Annotated in this window: 20 protein-coding genes and 1 pseudogene; 8 read left to right on the top strand and 13 right to left on the bottom strand. The window is 71.1% G+C overall.

The window, feature by feature from the left end; all coding sequences use genetic code 11:
- From QR77_RS01345 to QR77_RS01375, 7 genes are all read right to left on the bottom strand, one after another.
- Nucleotides 1-1,338 (bottom strand): proton-conducting transporter membrane subunit (locus QR77_RS01345; protein WP_063797984.1); only part of this gene is annotated, 1,338 nt, incomplete at its 3' end.
- Nucleotides 1,335-1,682, bottom strand: coding sequence for a cation:proton antiporter subunit C (locus QR77_RS01350; RefSeq protein WP_040019279.1), 348 nt, complete (start codon nucleotides 1,680-1,682; stop codon nucleotides 1,335-1,337). The genes QR77_RS01350 and QR77_RS01345, both read right to left, overlap by 4 nt.
- A complete protein-coding gene (locus QR77_RS01355) occupies nucleotides 1,682-2,485 on the bottom strand; it encodes an MnhB domain-containing protein (RefSeq protein WP_078876416.1) in 804 nt (267 codons plus the stop codon). Before QR77_RS01355 ends, QR77_RS01350 begins: the two co-directional genes overlap by 1 nt.
- Nucleotides 2,482-2,820, bottom strand: coding sequence for a DUF4040 domain-containing protein (locus QR77_RS01360; protein ID WP_078876417.1), 339 nt, complete (start codon nucleotides 2,818-2,820; stop codon nucleotides 2,482-2,484). Before QR77_RS01360 ends, QR77_RS01355 begins: the two co-directional genes overlap by 4 nt.
- Nucleotides 2,813-3,307, bottom strand: coding sequence for a monovalent cation/H+ antiporter complex subunit F (locus QR77_RS01365; protein ID WP_052489511.1), 495 nt, complete (start codon nucleotides 3,305-3,307; stop codon nucleotides 2,813-2,815). Before QR77_RS01365 ends, QR77_RS01360 begins: the two co-directional genes overlap by 8 nt.
- Nucleotides 3,304-3,498, bottom strand: coding sequence for a hypothetical protein (locus tag QR77_RS01370; protein WP_040019280.1), 195 nt, complete (start codon nucleotides 3,496-3,498; stop codon nucleotides 3,304-3,306). The genes QR77_RS01365 and QR77_RS01370 overlap by 4 nt, the downstream gene beginning before the upstream one ends.
- Nucleotides 3,499-3,619: 121 nt before the next feature.
- Nucleotides 3,620-4,528: a cation diffusion facilitator family transporter gene (locus QR77_RS01375; protein WP_040019281.1), complete on the bottom strand. Its 909-nt coding sequence runs from the start codon at nucleotides 4,526-4,528 to the stop codon at nucleotides 3,620-3,622.
- A 218-nt stretch (nucleotides 4,529-4,746) separates the two neighbouring features.
- Between QR77_RS01375 and QR77_RS01380 the strand changes: the two genes are divergently transcribed.
- Complete coding sequence (locus tag QR77_RS01380; protein WP_150130336.1) at nucleotides 4,747-5,136, top strand: DUF6479 family protein; 390 nt, start codon at nucleotides 4,747-4,749, stop codon at nucleotides 5,134-5,136.
- 33 nt (nucleotides 5,137-5,169) lie between these two features.
- Here the strand turns inward: QR77_RS01380 and QR77_RS01385 are convergent, their stop codons facing one another.
- Nucleotides 5,170-5,646 (bottom strand): flavin reductase family protein, encoded by a 477-nt coding sequence (locus QR77_RS01385; protein ID WP_052489512.1) that lies wholly within the window; start codon nucleotides 5,644-5,646, stop codon nucleotides 5,170-5,172.
- 179 nt (nucleotides 5,647-5,825) lie between these two features.
- Between QR77_RS01385 and QR77_RS01390 the strand changes: the two genes are divergently transcribed.
- Nucleotides 5,826-6,791: an LLM class F420-dependent oxidoreductase gene (locus QR77_RS01390; RefSeq protein WP_040019283.1), complete on the top strand. Its 966-nt coding sequence runs from the start codon at nucleotides 5,826-5,828 to the stop codon at nucleotides 6,789-6,791.
- 186 nt (nucleotides 6,792-6,977) lie between these two features.
- Here QR77_RS01390 and QR77_RS01395 read toward each other — a convergent pair whose 3' ends face one another.
- The 3 genes and pseudogenes from QR77_RS01395 to QR77_RS01405 all read right to left on the bottom strand — a co-directional run bounded on the left by QR77_RS01395 (nucleotide 6,978) and on the right by QR77_RS01405 (nucleotide 8,821).
- Entirely contained in the window at nucleotides 6,978-7,520 is a 543-nt protein-coding gene (locus QR77_RS01395) for a ferritin-like domain-containing protein (RefSeq protein WP_040019284.1), read from the bottom strand.
- Nucleotides 7,521-7,833: 313 nt separating this feature from the next.
- Nucleotides 7,834-8,193, bottom strand: a pseudogene (locus QR77_RS49945) (hypothetical protein); the annotation flags it as partial.
- Complete coding sequence (locus QR77_RS01405) at nucleotides 8,084-8,821, bottom strand: uracil-DNA glycosylase (protein WP_040019285.1); 738 nt, start codon at nucleotides 8,819-8,821, stop codon at nucleotides 8,084-8,086. The gene QR77_RS01405 and the pseudogene QR77_RS49945, both read right to left, overlap by 110 nt.
- A 160-nt stretch (nucleotides 8,822-8,981) precedes the next feature.
- Here QR77_RS01405 and QR77_RS01410 point away from each other — a divergent pair, with 160 nt between their 5' ends.
- From QR77_RS01410 to QR77_RS01430, 5 genes are all read left to right on the top strand, one after another.
- Nucleotides 8,982-10,217, top strand: coding sequence for an aromatic acid exporter family protein (locus tag QR77_RS01410; RefSeq protein ID WP_040019286.1), 1,236 nt, complete (start codon nucleotides 8,982-8,984; stop codon nucleotides 10,215-10,217).
- A gap of 123 nt (nucleotides 10,218-10,340) precedes the next feature.
- Nucleotides 10,341-10,880, top strand: a complete 540-nt coding sequence (locus tag QR77_RS01415) for a GNAT family N-acetyltransferase (protein ID WP_040019287.1) — start codon at nucleotides 10,341-10,343, stop codon at nucleotides 10,878-10,880.
- 324 nt (nucleotides 10,881-11,204) lie between these two features.
- The gene (locus QR77_RS01420) at nucleotides 11,205-11,843 is read left to right on the top strand and encodes an LAETG motif-containing sortase-dependent surface protein (RefSeq protein WP_078876419.1); all 639 of its coding nucleotides are present in this window, start codon (nucleotides 11,205-11,207) and stop codon (nucleotides 11,841-11,843) included.
- Nucleotides 11,844-12,264: 421 nt separating this feature from the next.
- The gene (locus QR77_RS01425; protein WP_040019288.1) at nucleotides 12,265-13,284 is read left to right on the top strand and encodes a PHP domain-containing protein; all 1,020 of its coding nucleotides are present in this window, start codon (nucleotides 12,265-12,267) and stop codon (nucleotides 13,282-13,284) included.
- Between the two features lie 72 nt (nucleotides 13,285-13,356).
- Nucleotides 13,357-13,779, top strand: coding sequence for a DUF4190 domain-containing protein (locus tag QR77_RS01430; RefSeq protein WP_150130337.1), 423 nt, complete (start codon nucleotides 13,357-13,359; stop codon nucleotides 13,777-13,779).
- Nucleotides 13,780-13,846: 67 nt separating this feature from the next.
- On the opposite strand, the gene QR77_RS47675 is transcribed toward QR77_RS01430, so the two are convergent.
- On the bottom strand, nucleotides 13,847-14,122 hold the full coding sequence (locus QR77_RS47675; protein ID WP_040019289.1) for a hypothetical protein: 276 nt from the start codon (nucleotides 14,120-14,122) through the stop codon (nucleotides 13,847-13,849).
- 95 nt (nucleotides 14,123-14,217) lie between these two features.
- Nucleotides 14,218-14,376 carry a hypothetical protein gene (locus tag QR77_RS47300; RefSeq protein WP_173476259.1) on the bottom strand — a complete coding sequence of 53 codons (159 nt, stop codon included), beginning with the start codon at nucleotides 14,374-14,376 and terminating at the stop codon, nucleotides 14,218-14,220.
- 132 nt (nucleotides 14,377-14,508) lie between these two features.
- Between QR77_RS47300 and QR77_RS01440 the strand changes: the two genes are divergently transcribed.
- Nucleotides 14,509-15,118, top strand: a 610-nt coding sequence (locus QR77_RS01440) for a TetR family transcriptional regulator (protein ID WP_040019290.1), incomplete at its 3' end; no start/stop codon positions are given.

Below are 15,118 nucleotides of genomic sequence, written 5' to 3' on the forward strand. Positions count from 1 at the left end.
CGGCGCGCCCCAGCCGCGGAAGACGCGGGCGGCGACGCGCAGCACCGCTCCCCCGGTCACCGCCGACACCGCGACGAAGAGCGCGGTCAGCGGCGCGCCGGCCGCCTCCTCGGTGAGTGCCTTGCCGAGGCCGGTGCCGAACGGCGGCAGACCGGCGAGTGCGAGGCCGCCCACCATGAACAGCCCGCCGACCAGGGGCAGTTGGCCCGCCCTGCCGTACAGTTCATGCTCGTCGACGCTGCCGTAGTGGTCGAGCAGGATGCCCGCGCAGGCGAACAGCGCCGCCTTCACACCGGCGTGTCCGAGCACATAGAGGGCGATGCCTTCGGTGGAGTCCGGTGTGAGCAGCCCGAGACCGATCAGGAAGAGCCCGGTGTGGGCGACCGTGGAGTAGGCCAGCAGACGCTTGATGTGCCGCTGCTGCCAGCACATGACCGCACCGATGACGGCGGAGATCACACCGAGGGTCACCAGGGCCCGCCGCGCGTCCGCGGCCGCCACCCCGCCGGGGCCGGCGAACACCGTCCAGTACACCCGCCCCACCCCGTACACACCGAGCTCCACCATCACCCCGGACAGCAGCATGCACACCGGTGTCGGGGCGACGGCGTGGGCGTCGGGCAGCCAGAAGTGGAAGGGGACGGCCGCCGCCTTGACGAGGAAGCCGGTGAGGACGAGGACGAACGCGGTGAGGACGACCGCGTCGGGGCCGCCCTTCCGGTCGAGCGCGGCGCCGATCTGCCGCATGCCCAACTCACCGGCGCGGGCGTACAGCAGCACGATGCCGGTGAGGGTGACGTAGGCGCCGAGCGAGTTGATCACACCGAAGGTGAGCGCGCCCTGGACGGCTCTGGCCTCCTCGACGCGGTAGCCGGTCAGCGCGTAGGCGACGACGCTCATCAGCTCGAAGAAGACAAAGGCGTTGAACAGGTCGCCGGTGAGGACGAAGCCGCACATGCCCGCCTGGAAGAGCAGTACGAGCGCCGGGAAGGAACCGGCCTGCCGGCGTGGCGGCTCGTCGAAGTACCGCCAGGCGTACACCAGTACGGCCACGACGAGCAGGGAGACGAGCACGGCGAGCCCCAGCGAGAGCCGGTCGCCGACGAGCACGATCCCGACGCTGTGCCCGTTCCTGGGCTTCCAGCCGCCGACCCACTCGATCAGCGGCGACGAGGAGGAGGACGCGAGGAACAGGTACAGGGCGAGCGTCGCGGTGGCGGAGGCGCCGACGCAGCCCATGGTCTCGGCGGCGAGGCGCGGCACATGCCGCCCCATGGCGACCAGGATCGCCGCTCCCAGCAGCGGCATCGCCACGACCAGCGGCAGCAGTTGGCTCATCCGCGCAGCTCGGAGAGTTCGTCGGGGTTGACCGTTCCGTGCCGCTTGTTGACCTGGATGACCAGGGCGAGCAGCAGGGCGGTGATGGTCGCGCCGACCACGACGTCGGTGAGGGTCAGCGCCTGGACGACGGGGTCGACGACCGGCCGGGAGCCGGGCCTGAGGTCGGAGAAGACGGGGGCGGTGCCTCCGTCGCGGTAGCCGACGGCCAGCAGCAGTACGTAGGTCGACGACTGGCAGACGGCGAGGCAGCCCACGGCGTGGATCAGGTTGCGGCTGGTGGCGAGCCCGTAGCAGCCCACCAGGAAGATCCAGGCGGACACCAGGTACGGAAACAGGGACATCAGTCTTCGCCCACTTCCCTCTTCTTCGTCCAGTTCCTCGTCCATCGCTGTCTCTTCTGCCGCGTCCGCCCCCGCTTCTCCTCGGTGATCTCGACCGCCTGGTCGAGGAAGCGCGAGAGCAGCACGATCACCGCGCAGGCGACCTCCATGCCGATGGCCGCGTTCAGCAGCGGTACGGTGCCGGCCGACGCCAGTGTGTTGAAGGTGCCGAGGGGGAGGATGTTGGCGAGGAAGGCGGAGCCGTCGAGGAGTCCGGCGATGCCCAGCACCACATAGGCGGCCTCCCCGGCCGCGTCACCCAACTCGTACAGCCCTTTCGGTCTGATCCGCTCCAGCGCGCGGTAGTCGACGGCGATGTAGAGCAGGTGCAGCGCGGTCGCGGCGACCACGCCGCCCTGGAAGCCGCCGCCGGGGCTGAGCTGGCCGTGCGCGACGACGTACAGCCCGATGACGACGGCGACGGGCAGCAGGTAGCGCGCGTAGCGCCGGACGACCGGGCTGACGCGCGCGGGCGCCGGCTTGACCTGGCGTTCGTCGCGGGTCTGGCGCAGCAGGACGACGGTGCCGAGCACGGCCCCGAAGAGGATGCTCTCCTCGCCCAGGGTGTCGAACGCCCGCTGGTCGAAGTTGACCGAGGCGATGACGTTCGCGGTCCGCCGGGCGAGGGAGGCCTGGACGGCGCGGGTGCCGTACGGGTGTGCGTCGCCGCCGAAGCCGGGCAGTGTGACGTAGGCGAGGACGAGCAGTGCGGCGACACCGGCGAGCCCGACGGCCAGCACCCACCCGCGCAGGCGGCGGCTCACCGTGTCCCCTCACCGTCGGAGTCCGCGGGGCGCTCCGGGGTCTCCGGCTCACGGGACTCCGGCTCGCGGGTCTCCGGCTCGCGGAGCGACGGCGACAGGGGCCGGCGCCGTACCTTCTGTACGGAGAGCAGCAACAGCAGCGGGGTCAGCGCGGAGCCGACGGCGAGCTGGGACAGCGCCACGTCGGGGGCCTGAAGCACGATGAACAGCACGGCGAGGGTGAGGCCGAGCATCGAGAGCACCAGCGCCTGGCGCGACGGGTCGCGGACCACGACGGCGGTGGTGGCGGCGATCGCGACCAGCACCAGCGAGATGACGATCAGCCCGTCAACCACGGCGCGCCGCCCTTGTGCGGCCGGGCGGTCCCGGCGGCTGCGACGGGTCGGGGGAGGGGACGCTGCGCAGCGCGTACGACGAGACCAGGTTGCCCGCCACCAGGAGCCCTCCGATCACCAGGAGTTTCACCGTCGCTCTGCCGGGGTCGGTCACCACGCACAGCGGCAGTACGACGGCGGCGACCAGCACGGCCGACACCACGTCCCACAGACGTCCGCGAGGCGGGTTCTCGCGCAGCTCCTCGGCGAACAGCCGCGCGTAGATGAGGGTCCCGGCCGGGCCGAGGAGCGCCAGCACCAGTGCGGCGTCGATGTACGCGCTCCGCGCGTATCCCTGGGCGAGGAGCAGCAGCACGAGGCAGACCAGCAGGGTGGCCATGTTCTGCGCGACGACCCGGCGCCGGACGGGGCCGGTGGAGACGCCCGCCAGACAGGGGCCGACGCCGAACACCAGCAGCACGGCGGTGGCGAGCAGCCAGCCGTTCACCGCTCGGCCACCGCGCGCCGCGCGCGCCACGCGCCGAGGGCTCCCAGCAGGGCGACGGAGGCTCCCACGATCACCTCCAGTGTGTCGACGGTACTGATCAGCATCAGCCAGAGGACGAAGAGCGCCACCCACCAGGCGGCCACCTCGGCGGCGACCAGCAGCGTCCGCCGCACGGTCCCTCGCACGGTCATCGGCGCGGTCCTCGGCGTGGTTCTGGGCGTCACGTCCTCACCTCCGCACGCGGTTACCCCAGCGATCCGGCCATAAAAGCACCGCCCCGGTGCCCGGGTCCCGCGACGCGCTCACGGCCCGTCAATCGTCGGAAGGCGCTTCGGTGATGTCGAGGAAGACGTGGTCGGCCTGGGGCCAGGTCGTGGTCACCGACTTCTTGATGCGTACGCAGACCAGCTCGACGGCCTCGCTGTCGAGGCCGGGCTCCAGATCCATACGGGCGGCCACCAGCGTCGAGTCGAGGCCGAGCTTCATGGTGAGCAGCGAGGCGACGTTGTCGATCTCGGGCTGCGCCTCGAGCAGCGAGCGGATGCGTCCGCTGAGTTCGGGGTCGACGGCTTCGCCGATCAACTGGGCGCGCGCGTCGGCGCCGAGGCGGTAGGCGATGTAGACGAGGAGCACCCCGATCGCGAGGGACGCCGAGGCCTCCCACACCACGTTTCCGGTGATCCAGTGGAGCGCCATGCCCGCCATGGCGAGGATCACACCGACTACGGCGGTCGCGTCCTCGGCGAGGACCGTACGCAGCGCGGGATCGCTCACCCCTTCCTTGCTGCCGCGCGCCTGGACGACGGCGCGCACCAGTGAGGTTCCCTCGGCGAGCAGCGCGACGCCGAGGACGATCAGGCCGATCGTGTAGCCCGACGGGGACTCGTGGCTGTCCGAACTCAGCGCCTCGAAGCCCTGGAAGAAGGAGAAGCACCCGCCCATGACGAAGATCCCGACAGCGGCGAGCAGGGCCCAGAAGTAGCGCTCCTTGCCGTAGCCGAACGGGTGTTGTTCGTCGGCGGGTTTACGGCTGCGCCGCAGGGAGGCGAGGAGGAAGATCTCGTTCAGGCTGTCGGCGACGGAGTGCGCCGCCTCGGAGAGCAGCGCGGGTGATCCGGTGATGAGGCCGCCGACGGCCTTGGCCACGGCGATCACAAGATTCGCCGCCAGCGCCACGAGGACGGTCAGGCGGGTCTTGCTGTCGGACTCTTTTTGGTTCACTCGGACTCATCTCGGTTCACGTCGTCTCACCTTGCGGTAGTCACGGCCCGCTTCCCGGAGGATCGGTGGGGAGGGGGGAGGTGCGTACGGCTCGGGTGCCTCGCGCTCCGGGACCCAAACGTGCGGGGCGGGCCCGAATTCGTCCCTCAGGGTGAACAAAACGACGCCCCCGGCGCAGCGGCCGACTGAGTCCCGTGGCAGTGGGTACGCGGATGACCATGAAGCCACCGATCGCGTTCCATGGGACCGAAGAGACCGTTCTCGCCGACGGGGCCTGGAGTATCACGATCATTCTGGTGGTGGGCGTGATCGTGCTCGTGCTTCTCATCGGCGGTTTTGTGCTCGGGGCGCGCCGTCGCGCCCAGGACCCGCCGCCGCCGAGCAACGCGGAGCAGCCGCACCGTCCCGACCGTCCCACGCACCTGGAGGAGAACGTGGACCCCTCCGACACGTTCCCGACGGGTGGTGAGCGCCTGACACCGCACGAGCTGGGTGGCCACGGGGACGCGGCCTACCATCGGCCCGAGGACGACGAGCCGGACCGTGGTGGCAGTGGCAGTGGCGGGGACCAGGAAGGCAGCCCCGGGGGCGGGTCCTCGCGTATCTGAGCGGGTATCCGGCCCGGACGTCGCCCCGGCCCGTCAGCCCGCCGGGTGTCCGGGGGTCAGCCCGAGTACGTCGCTCAGCCGGAGGGTCGCGCCCCGCTCCACGTCGCGGGCGCCGCCGTCCGCCGGGCTGAGGACGAACCCGACGTGATCACCCCCGTCGGTGTGCCGCTCGACGCGGCCGACGAACCAGGCGGGCACATCGGTCAGTACGGGAGTGCCGCCGGGCCCCGGACGCCACGGGACCTCCGCGAACTTGTCGACCAGGTCGCCGGTCCGCGAGCCGAACAGCTCCGCCAGGCCGAACTGTTCGGGTGCCAGCAGGTGCACACCGAGGAACGGGGCCTCCAGCGCCACCCGGTAGGTGTGATTCTCCTTGGAGAGCCACACCATGAACCGTTCGGGGCTGATCGAGCACTGCGAGGCGAACCCCACCAGGCAGCCCGCCCTCGTACCGCCGGACGCCGCCGTGACGACGTACATCTGGTGGTCCAGCAGATCCGCGAAGTCCATCGCCGCCTCCAGCACGTCCGTCCCCGCGGTCCTTGGCTCCGGGGCCTTTTCCCAGCCTCACCCGGTGAGCCGCCGTCTGCGACCGGGCGGTCGCGGGACACCGCGTACCCCCCGATCGGACGACGACGCCGGGTGAACCGCGAGGTTTCGGCGGATCGGGGACGGGCTAATCGCAGTCCATGGTTCACATCGGATACACGATGATGACGGAGCAGGCGGGGCCGCGTGCCCTGGTCGGACATGTGGTGGGCGCCGAGCGCGCCGGGTTCGACTTCTCCGTCATCTCCGACCACTACTTCCCGTGGCTGGACTCCCAGGGGCACTCCCCGTACGCGTGGAGTGTGCTGGGTGCGGCGGCCCAGGCGACGTCACGTATCCCGCTGATGACCTACGTGACGTGCCCGACCACGCGTTACCACCCGGCGGTCGTCGCGCAGAAGGCGGCGACCATGCAGTTGCTGTCCCAGGGACGGTTCCGGCTCGGTCTCGGGGCCGGCGAGAACCTCAACGAGCATGTGGTGGGGGCCGGTTGGCCCGGCGTGCGGGTCAGGCACGAGATGCTGGAGGAGGCCGTCGCGATCATCCGCGCGCTGTTCGCGGGTGGGTACGTCAACCATCACGGCGCCCACTTCGACGTGGAGAACGCCCGGCTCTGGGATCTGCCGGACATCCCGCCGCCGATCGGCATCGCCGTCTCGGGCCCGCACTCCTGCGAGCTGGCGGGACGACTGGCCGACCTGGTCATCGCCACGGATCCGGAGAGCGAGCTGCTGGACGCCTTCGACCGGCACGGCGGCCGGAACAAGCCCCGGGTGGGCCAGCTCCCCGTCTGCTACGACACCGACCGCGAGAGGGCGATGGAGCGGGCGCACGACCAGTTCAGGTGGACCGTGGGGCCCTGGCCGGTCAACTCGGAGCTGCCGGGACCCAGCTCGTTCGCCGGGGCGACGGCGTACGTACGGCCCGAGGACGTCGCCGAGGCCGTCCCGTGCGGGGACGACGTGGAGGCGGTCGTCGAGGCGGTCAGGGCGTACACGGACGCGGGGTTCACCGAGGTCGCCCTGATCCAGGTCGGCGGCGAGCACCAGGAGCCGTTCCTCGACTGGTCGGAGAAGACCCTGCTGCCGGCGCTGCGGCGGCTCTGAGCAGGCGGCGGGGGCGCGCGGGGCGCGCCGCCCCGTACGCGCGCGTCCCGCCCCTCCCCCGTTCCGTGACGGGGGCAGGGGCGGGACGCGCTGTCAGATGCCGGGGTTCGGGCGCCAGGGTTCAGGTGCCGGGGTTCAGGTGCCGGGGTTCCGGTGTCAGGGCTCAGATGCCGGGCGCCAGGACCCTCACTTCAGGTTCTTCGGCAGCCGCTCCAGCAGTCCGCGCAGGTCGTCCGCGTGCTCCTCCTCCTGCGCGAGCAGGTCCTCGAACACCCGGCGGGTGGTGGGGTCGCCGTCCCCCAGCCACTGGGTGATCTCGGTGTACGACGCGATGGCCACCCGTTCGGCCACCAGGTCTTCCTTGATCATCTGGATCAGGTCGGCGCTCTCGTCGTACTCCGCGTGGGAGCGCTTGGTCAGGGTGTCCGGGTTGAAGTCCGGCTCCCCGCCGAGCTGCACGATCCGCTCTGCCAGCTTGTCGGCGTGCTCCTGCTCCTCCCCCGCGTGCTCCAGGAACTCGGCCGCGACCGGCTCCGAGTAGAGACCCGTCGCCGTGTAGTAGTGGCGCTTGTAGCGCAGGGTGCAGACGATCTCGGTGGCGAGCGCCTCGTTCAGGACCTGGAGGACACGCCCCAGATCGGCGCCGTAGGCGTCGGTCACCGGGCCCTTGTCGATCTCCTGGCGCGCCCGGGCGCGGAGTGTCTCGATGTCGGTGAGGAACTCGGCCATGGCCGTGCACTTCCTTTCGTGCCGAACGTTGCTTGCGTGAACTCCGACTGCCCCTCCCTTCCCCGCCCACGCCCGCGATGTCGTTGTTGTCGCGCACGACTCATCCGCACGGCCCTGTTCCGGGCGTTCCGGGCATCGGTGCCGGCGCCTCACGCCATGCTGGCCAGCCGCGCCCCGCCGTCCGTCTCGATGACGGTGCCTGTGGTGGCGGCGTTGGTCGCGGCGCGTACGACCACCTTGGCGATGTCCTCGGCCATGCCGCTCCACCAGGGGTGTCGGCGAAGCCGGGCGAGACCGCGTTGACCCGTATCGGCGCGAGTTCGACGGCGAGGGGCCTGACCGGCGCCTCCACCGCGCCGTTGATGGCGGCGACCCCCGCCGTGCCCGGCATCGAGGCCCGCGCCGCGCCTTCGACGCCAAGTTCTGGGGGCGCCTGACCACGGTGCAGGCGGCGCCGCCGCACCTCGCCCACGACGGTTCGATCACCCTCCTCAGAGCCATCGCCGCCCTGACGCGGGCGCCCGCCCCCGGCGCCGACGGTCAGGCCACGGGACCGTGACCGGTCAGAGGCCGGCCGTGCGGGCGGCCGAGGTGAGGACGTCGCGCAGCATCTCGGGGGTGAGCACGCCGGTGAAGGTGTTGCGCTGGCTGACGTGGTAACAGCCGTAGACATGCAGGTCGGCGCCGCCGTCGACGGCCGGCAGCACGACATGGGCGCCGTGCCCGAAGGCGGGCCGGGGCCGGGGCACCGACCAGCCGGCCGCCGCCAGGACGGGGAGCACCGCCTGCCAGCCGAACGCCCCCAGCACCACGAGCGACCGTACGGTGGGGCGGGCCAGCTCCAGTTCCCTCAACAGCCAGGGCCGGCAGGTGTCGCGCTCCTCGGGCGTCGGCTTGTTGGCCGGCGGCGCGCAGCGGACCGGCGCCGACATCCGTACGCCGCGCAGCCGCAGCCCGTCGCCGAGCGCGGTGGCGTCCGGCTGGTTGGCCAGGCCGACGTCGTGGAGGGCGGCGAACAGCACGTCGCCGGAGCGGTCGCCGGTGAACATGCGCCCCGTACGGTTGGCGCCGTGCGCCGCGGGCGCCAGGCCGACGATGTACATCGCGGCGTCGGCGGGTCCGAAGCCGGGCACCGGCCTGGCCCAGTACTCCTGGCCCTCGTACGCCTTCCGGCCTTCCCGTGCCTTCTCCTCGCGCCAGGCGACCAGGCGCGGGCAGGCCCGGCACTCCGGCACCCGCGCGTCCAGGTCGGAGATGTCGCGGGCGCCGGCCGCCTCGGTCAGCGGAAAGTCCGAGAGCATGAGGGTGTCCTTCGCCGGGGTCGCGCCGGTCGGTCGATCGGCCGGCGGACGACGCTACCTCCTCCCGCTCCCCCGCCACACACCCGGCGGCGGGAACGCGGGTAGGACCATCAGGGCGCTGTCACGGTCTGGGCGGCGCCGAAGCGGGAAGGGACTGTGGGTGCGTGATGTCAAAGACACAGTGACCGCCCCGGTGGCGAAGGTCGTGCGGCGGAGCAGGGAGCCGGCGGTCGTACAGACGCTGCGCTCGGCCGTCGCGGCGACGATCTCGTACGCGGTCGCCCTGCGGCTCAGCAGCGAGGCCGCCCCGCTCACCGCTCCCCTGACGGCGCTGCTGGTCGTGCAGGTGACGCTCTACTCCACCATCACCACGGGCATCCGCCGGGTGAACGCCGTGGTCACCGGGGTGCTGGTGGCGATCGGCTTCAGCGTGCTGGTCGGCCTGACCTGGTGGAGTCTGGGGCTGATCATCCTCGCGGCACTGCTGGTGGGGCGGGTCGTCCGGGTCGACGAGTTCGTACCCGAGGTCGCGATCAGCGCGATGCTGGTCCTCGGGGTCACCCAGATCGCCAACACGGCCTGGGACCGGGTGCTGGACACGCTGATCGGCGCGGTCGTCGGGCTGCTCTTCAACTTCCTGTTCGTGCCGCCGCTGTGGACCGGCACGGCGGGCGAGTCCATGGACGGTCTCGCGCGCCGGATGCGTCAGCTCATCCTCCAGATCGGCGAGGGGCTGACGGCTCCCACCCCCGTCTCACGCGCCGCCGACCGCCTCCACGCGGCACGCCGTCTCGACCACGACATCAGCGAGGTGGACGCCGCGCTGCGGCAGGCGGAGGACAGTCTGCGCTTCAACCCGAGGGTCAAGGAGGGGCTCCTGCACCGTGTGGTGCTGCGCACCGGCCTCGACACCCTGGAGATCTGCACGGTGGTCCTGCGGGTGCTGGCCAGGACGCTCACCGATCTGGCGAAGAAGCGCACCGAGGAGCCGCTGTTCGCGCCGGAGGAGGGGGAGGCCCTGGAGGAGCTGCTCGGCCATGTCGCCGACGCGGTCGTGAGTTTCGCCGTACTCGTCACCACGCGGGCGAGTGAGAGCGCCGAGACGGCGGAGACCCGGCTCGCCGAGGACCTCGCCGCTGCGTCCGCGGCGCGGGAGAACACAGCACAGCTCCTGTTGCGCGGTGTGCAGGAGTATCCGCGCCAGTGGCAGTTGCACGGCGCGCTGCTCGCCGAGATCGACCGGATCCTCGACGAGCTGAACCTGGAGAACCGTTCGGCGCGGCTCTTGGAGGAGTTGGACCGCGCCACCCGTGAACAGCGGGAGCGGCACCCGAGGATGGTCGCGGCCAGGCAGTGGTGGAGTGACATGGTGTCGCGTCACGGCCGCGGCTCCTGAGGCGGTGTGAGCGGGCCGGAGGCGGTGTGTACGGGCCGCACGGTCCGAGCACGGGCGGTGTGAGCGGGCGCGGGCCCGGGGGCGGTTCCGGTCCGTACGCCCGCCGGTGTGACACTTGTCCGCATGCCGTCCTCGTCCGCCCCACTCCCCTGGCCCGTCGAACTGCCCACCGACCGGCTCGTGCTGCGGCCCGTCACCGCCGGCGACGTCCCCGCCGTGTCCCGGCTGTGGACCGATCCCGAGGTGCGACGCCACCTCGGCGGCCCGGTGGCGCCGGAGACCGTCGAGCTGCGGGAGCGCGGATGCGTGGGTTTCCCGGGCCTGTTGGCCGTGGTGAGCAGGGACGGCGACACCGTACTGGGCACGGTCAGCCTCGATCCCGACGCACGGGACGACGGCCGTACGGAGGTGTCGTACAGCTTCCTGCCGGAACACTGGGGGCGGGGATACGCGCGGGAGGCCGTCGCCCGCGTGGTGTCGTGGGCACTGGACCAGCCGGGTCCCGAGCCGCGCACGGTCATCGCCGTCACCCAGGAGGCCAACGCGCGTTCGCGCCGGCTGCTGGCGTCCGTCGGTATGAGCCACACCGGCAGTTTCGTCGAGTACGACGCGCCGCAGGTGCTGTACGCGGCGGTACGCGACGGGGCACACGTCGCCTCCTGACGCCTCCGGAACCGGCGGCGAAGCGGAGCGTCACGTTCAGGCCAAAGCGAGCGGAATCGGACCAACAAACCACTCACACCGGAGTGTTGACGAAGACTTTACCGAATATGCCGCGATCCGTTATGGACGCCGGTCCTGGCCGCCATCCGCCCAGTTCCCGTCCTTCACACGCGGTGTGATCCGAGCCGCGACCACCGCACAATCCGGGACATCGCGTCGGTGATGTGGGTGAGTTGGGTGGGGTGAGTGATGAACTCCGTGTCGTTGGCGATACTGTGCGCGCGCGCCGTCATTGTCGGCGGCGCTGTTATCGCGGAGGATTACGTGACTGTATTCAACAGATCGTTGAGGCGCCCCGGTGCCCTCATAGCGGTCGCCGCGGCCGGTGTACTGGGGGTCGGCCTTTCGGCCGGTACCGCCAGCGCGCACACGCCGACGTGGTCGATCGACTGCTCGACCGTCAGCATCGACCTGACCGCCTACGGCCATGGCAACGACGAGGTCAACTCCGTCAACGTCAAGACCGCTGACGGAACGGTGCTGCTGGACGCGAAGTTCGGCGACTCGATCCACAAGAAGCTGGACCTTCCGAAGCACAACGGTGTGCTTACGGTGCACCTGTCGGTGAAGGCAGCCGACGGTAGCCAGTACTCGAAGGAGGAGGACAAGTCGACGCCGCCGAACTGCGCGGACCAGACCACGCCGCCGGCCTCGCCGTCGCCCAGCGCCTCCACCCCCACCGAGAAGCCGACGGAGTCCACGCCGCCTGCCTCCAGCAGCGCGCCGGCCACCTCCGCCGCGGCTGTTCCCGCCCCCTCGAAGTCGACCCCTGCCGGGGACGACCTCGCTGAGACGGGTTCCTCCAGCTCCACCCCGATGATCGCCGGTGCTGCCGCTGTTGTCGTGGTGGCCGGAGCGGGCATCCTCTGGGCCTCGCGTAAGCGTCGCGCTGCACAGCACTGACCTTTACGCGCACGTCCCTGCCTGCCCCGACCCCGATCAGCCGTGACCCGGCTGGCCCTGCTCCCACCGCCATGCCGGACCTCGCCCGGAACTTCCGCCGCCAACACTCGGCGGCCCTGGCGATACCGGTCCGGCCGAAGGACGAGGACCGGGCGACCGCACTCTCTGTGAGACGCGTCGATCCGGTTCCGTACGACGGGAGTTGTGCGCGTCGTCGCGCCGCCCGACGGTGAACGACGAGATCTGGCCGAGGTGGGCCGAGGGAGGTACGCACTGTCGTACCCCTTCGCGAGTGTGAGGCCCCGCAGCTTCCGGCTGCGGGGCCTTGCCATGTCCGGGGCCGCCCCGGGCGAGATGCACAGCGCGCCCCCGGCACCGAGGATTGCGGGAGGAGAGGACGTGCCGACAGGAGGGGAGTGCCATGGATCCGGTGGAGGCTCTCGACAGGATCGCCTTCCTGCTGGAACGCTCCGGGGCTCGGACGTACCGCGTCAAGGCCTTCCGTACCGCCTCCGGGATCGTCTCGGGGATGTCGTCCGACGAGGTGGCGCGGCGCGTCTCGGACCGCACCCTGGCCCGGGTGCGCGGGATCGGCCCGAGGACGTCCGAGGTGGTCGAAGAAGCACTGGCCGGGTCCGTCCCCGGTTATCTGGAACGTCTGGAGCGCGAAGCCGCCACCCCGCTCGCCGCGGGCGGCAACGACCTGCGGGCCGCGCTGCGGGGCGACTGCCATCTGCACTCGGACTGGTCGGACGGAGGCAGTCCCATCGAGGCGATGGGCAGAACGGCGGCCGCGATCGGCCACGAGTGGGCCGTCCTCACCGACCACTCCCCCGGACTCACCGTGGCGAACGGCCTGTCGGCCGGACGGCTGCGCGAACAACTCGACGTGATCGCCGAACTCAACGCGTCCTGGGCGCCGTTCAGGCTGCTCACCGGAATCGAGTGCGACATCCTGCCGGACGGTTCGCTGGACCAGGATCCCGAACTGCTGGGCAGGCTCGACCTGGTGGTGGCGTCCGTCCACTCGAAGCTGCGGATGGAGGCGCCCGCCATGACACGGCGCATGATCGCCGCCGTACGCAACCCGCTGACCGATGTGCTCGGGCACTGTACGGGCCGTCTGGTCACGGGACGCGGGCGGCCCGAGTCGCAGTTCGACGCGGAGGCGGTCTTCGCCGCATGTGCCGCTTCCGGTACGGCCGTTGAGATCAACAGCAGGCCCGAGCGACTCGACCCGCCACGCAGGCTGCTGCGTACGGCCGTCGCGGCCGGCGTCTTCTTCGCCGTCGACACCGACGCCCACGCATCCGGGCAGCTCGACTGGCAACTCCTGGGCTGCGCACGGGCCGAGGAGTGCGGCGTACCGGCGGAGCGGGTCGTCAACACGTGGTCCGCGGCCGAACTCCGGCGCTGGACACGCTCGCACAGGACTCTGTGACACGGGTTCCTGTTGGAAGGCCGTCGACGGGGCACACGGGAGGAAGCCTTCAGGACGAGTCGAGAAAAGAGTGTGGTGCAGATGTCGGTGGCCGGATCATCCCAGGAGTCTTCGGAGAGTTGGCAGCAGCCGTCCGGGACTGTCCCCGCACGGAAGAACGCCCTGGCGGTCGTCGCCCTGATCCTCGGCATCGTGGCGTGCGTCCTGTTCTGGACGGTGATCGGCGGCATCCTGATCGGGCTGATCGCCGTGGTGCTCGGCATCATCGCCGCGGTCAAGGCACGGAAGGGGCGGGCACCCCACCACGCGATGGCGATCATCGGCGCGGTGCTCGGCGCGCTCGCCCTGATCGCTTCCGTGATCATCGTCGCCGTCGGCGTGTCGATTCTGAACTCGTCCGAGTTCAAGAACTTCAACGACTGTGTACAGCACGCGAACAGCCAGGCTGCCAGGGACCAGTGCACCAAGGACTTCAAGCAGGACGCGACCAACTGAGCGGACGGGTGCCCGGCCACGCGCACGTGACCGGGCACCCGGGTCGTCCCCTGACGACCGACCTGTCTCAGCCCGCGAAGCTCCAGGAGACGCTGCTGTCCGCGCTCACGAGCACCGCGAGGACCACCAGGTCGGCCGCCCCGAGGAACAGCCCCAGGAAGGCGCGGCCCCTGCGCGCGGTGCCACGCCGGAGCGCGAGTCCCGCCAGGACCAGGGCCAGCGGGCCGAGGAAGATGTTCATCACCAGCAGACCGATGAGTCCGAGGATGAACGAGGCGACAGCCATCCCGTCGGCGTCCCGGGCGGCCGTCCGCCCGCGGGTGGCGGGGGCGGTGAGTGTCATGAGTGGTTACTCCTTGTTCCTTGTCTGCCTGTCCACTTGCTGCTGTCCGGCTTCCGAATGGCCGGCCGTGCGGCTGTCCGGCCGTGCGGCGGTCGTCAGCGACGCCGGGCGCGGGCGCGGTGCTCCCGTACGGCGAACACCAGCAGCCAGCAGCCGATACCGACGGCGGCGACGAGGGTGACCGGGAGCGGGGTGTGCGCCACCGAGCCCAGCAGCACTCCCAGCAGCATGACGGCCGCGACGAGGAAGAGCATGAGTTGTCTCCTTGCGGATGGACGTGGGGCGGTCGTGCTCACGGTGTCGGTCCGACACTTGCGAGTACAGTCGTTCACTGACTGATGAGTCTAGCTTCCCTTCCGGGCGAGAACAGTTGTTTACTGAATGGCATGAGTCACACGCACGGCGGTGTACGGCAGGCCCAGAAGCAGAAGACACGTCAGGCCCTCATGGACGCGGCACTCCAACTCCTGGAGCACCAGGGCCTGAGCAGCCTCGGGCTGCGCGAGGTGACAAGGGCCGTGGGCGTGGCGCCGACCGCCTTCTACCGGCACTTCCGGGACACGGCCGACCTCGGGGTCGCCCTTGTCGAGCAGGCCCTCGGGAGCCTGCACGGGATGGTCGTCGGGGCGCTCGCAGAGACCGGTGGCAGCGAGGAGCGGATCGGGCGCGCCGTGGAGGTGATCGCGGGTCATGTCGCCGCGTACCCCGCCCATGTGCGCTTCGTCGCCCGCGAGCGGCACGGCGGGGTGGCGCCCGTGCGCGCGGCCATAGGAGTGGAGCTGCGGCGGTTCTCCGACGAGGTGGCGGCGGCGCTCGGCGCCCAGCCCGAGTCGGCGGGCTGGGACGAGGACGATCTGCGGATGCTGGCCGGGCTCTACGTGGACCACATGGTGATGACGGCCTCGGCGTTCCTCGACGCCGCCGAGGAGGGACCCGGCGCGCAGGAGCGCGTGGCCCGCGAGGCGCGCCGCCGACTGCGGCTGGTCGGCCTCGGCC

The organism is Streptomyces sp. 150FB (assembly GCF_000818195.1).
Classification (GTDB): Bacteria; Actinomycetota; Actinomycetes; order Streptomycetales; family Streptomycetaceae; genus Streptomyces.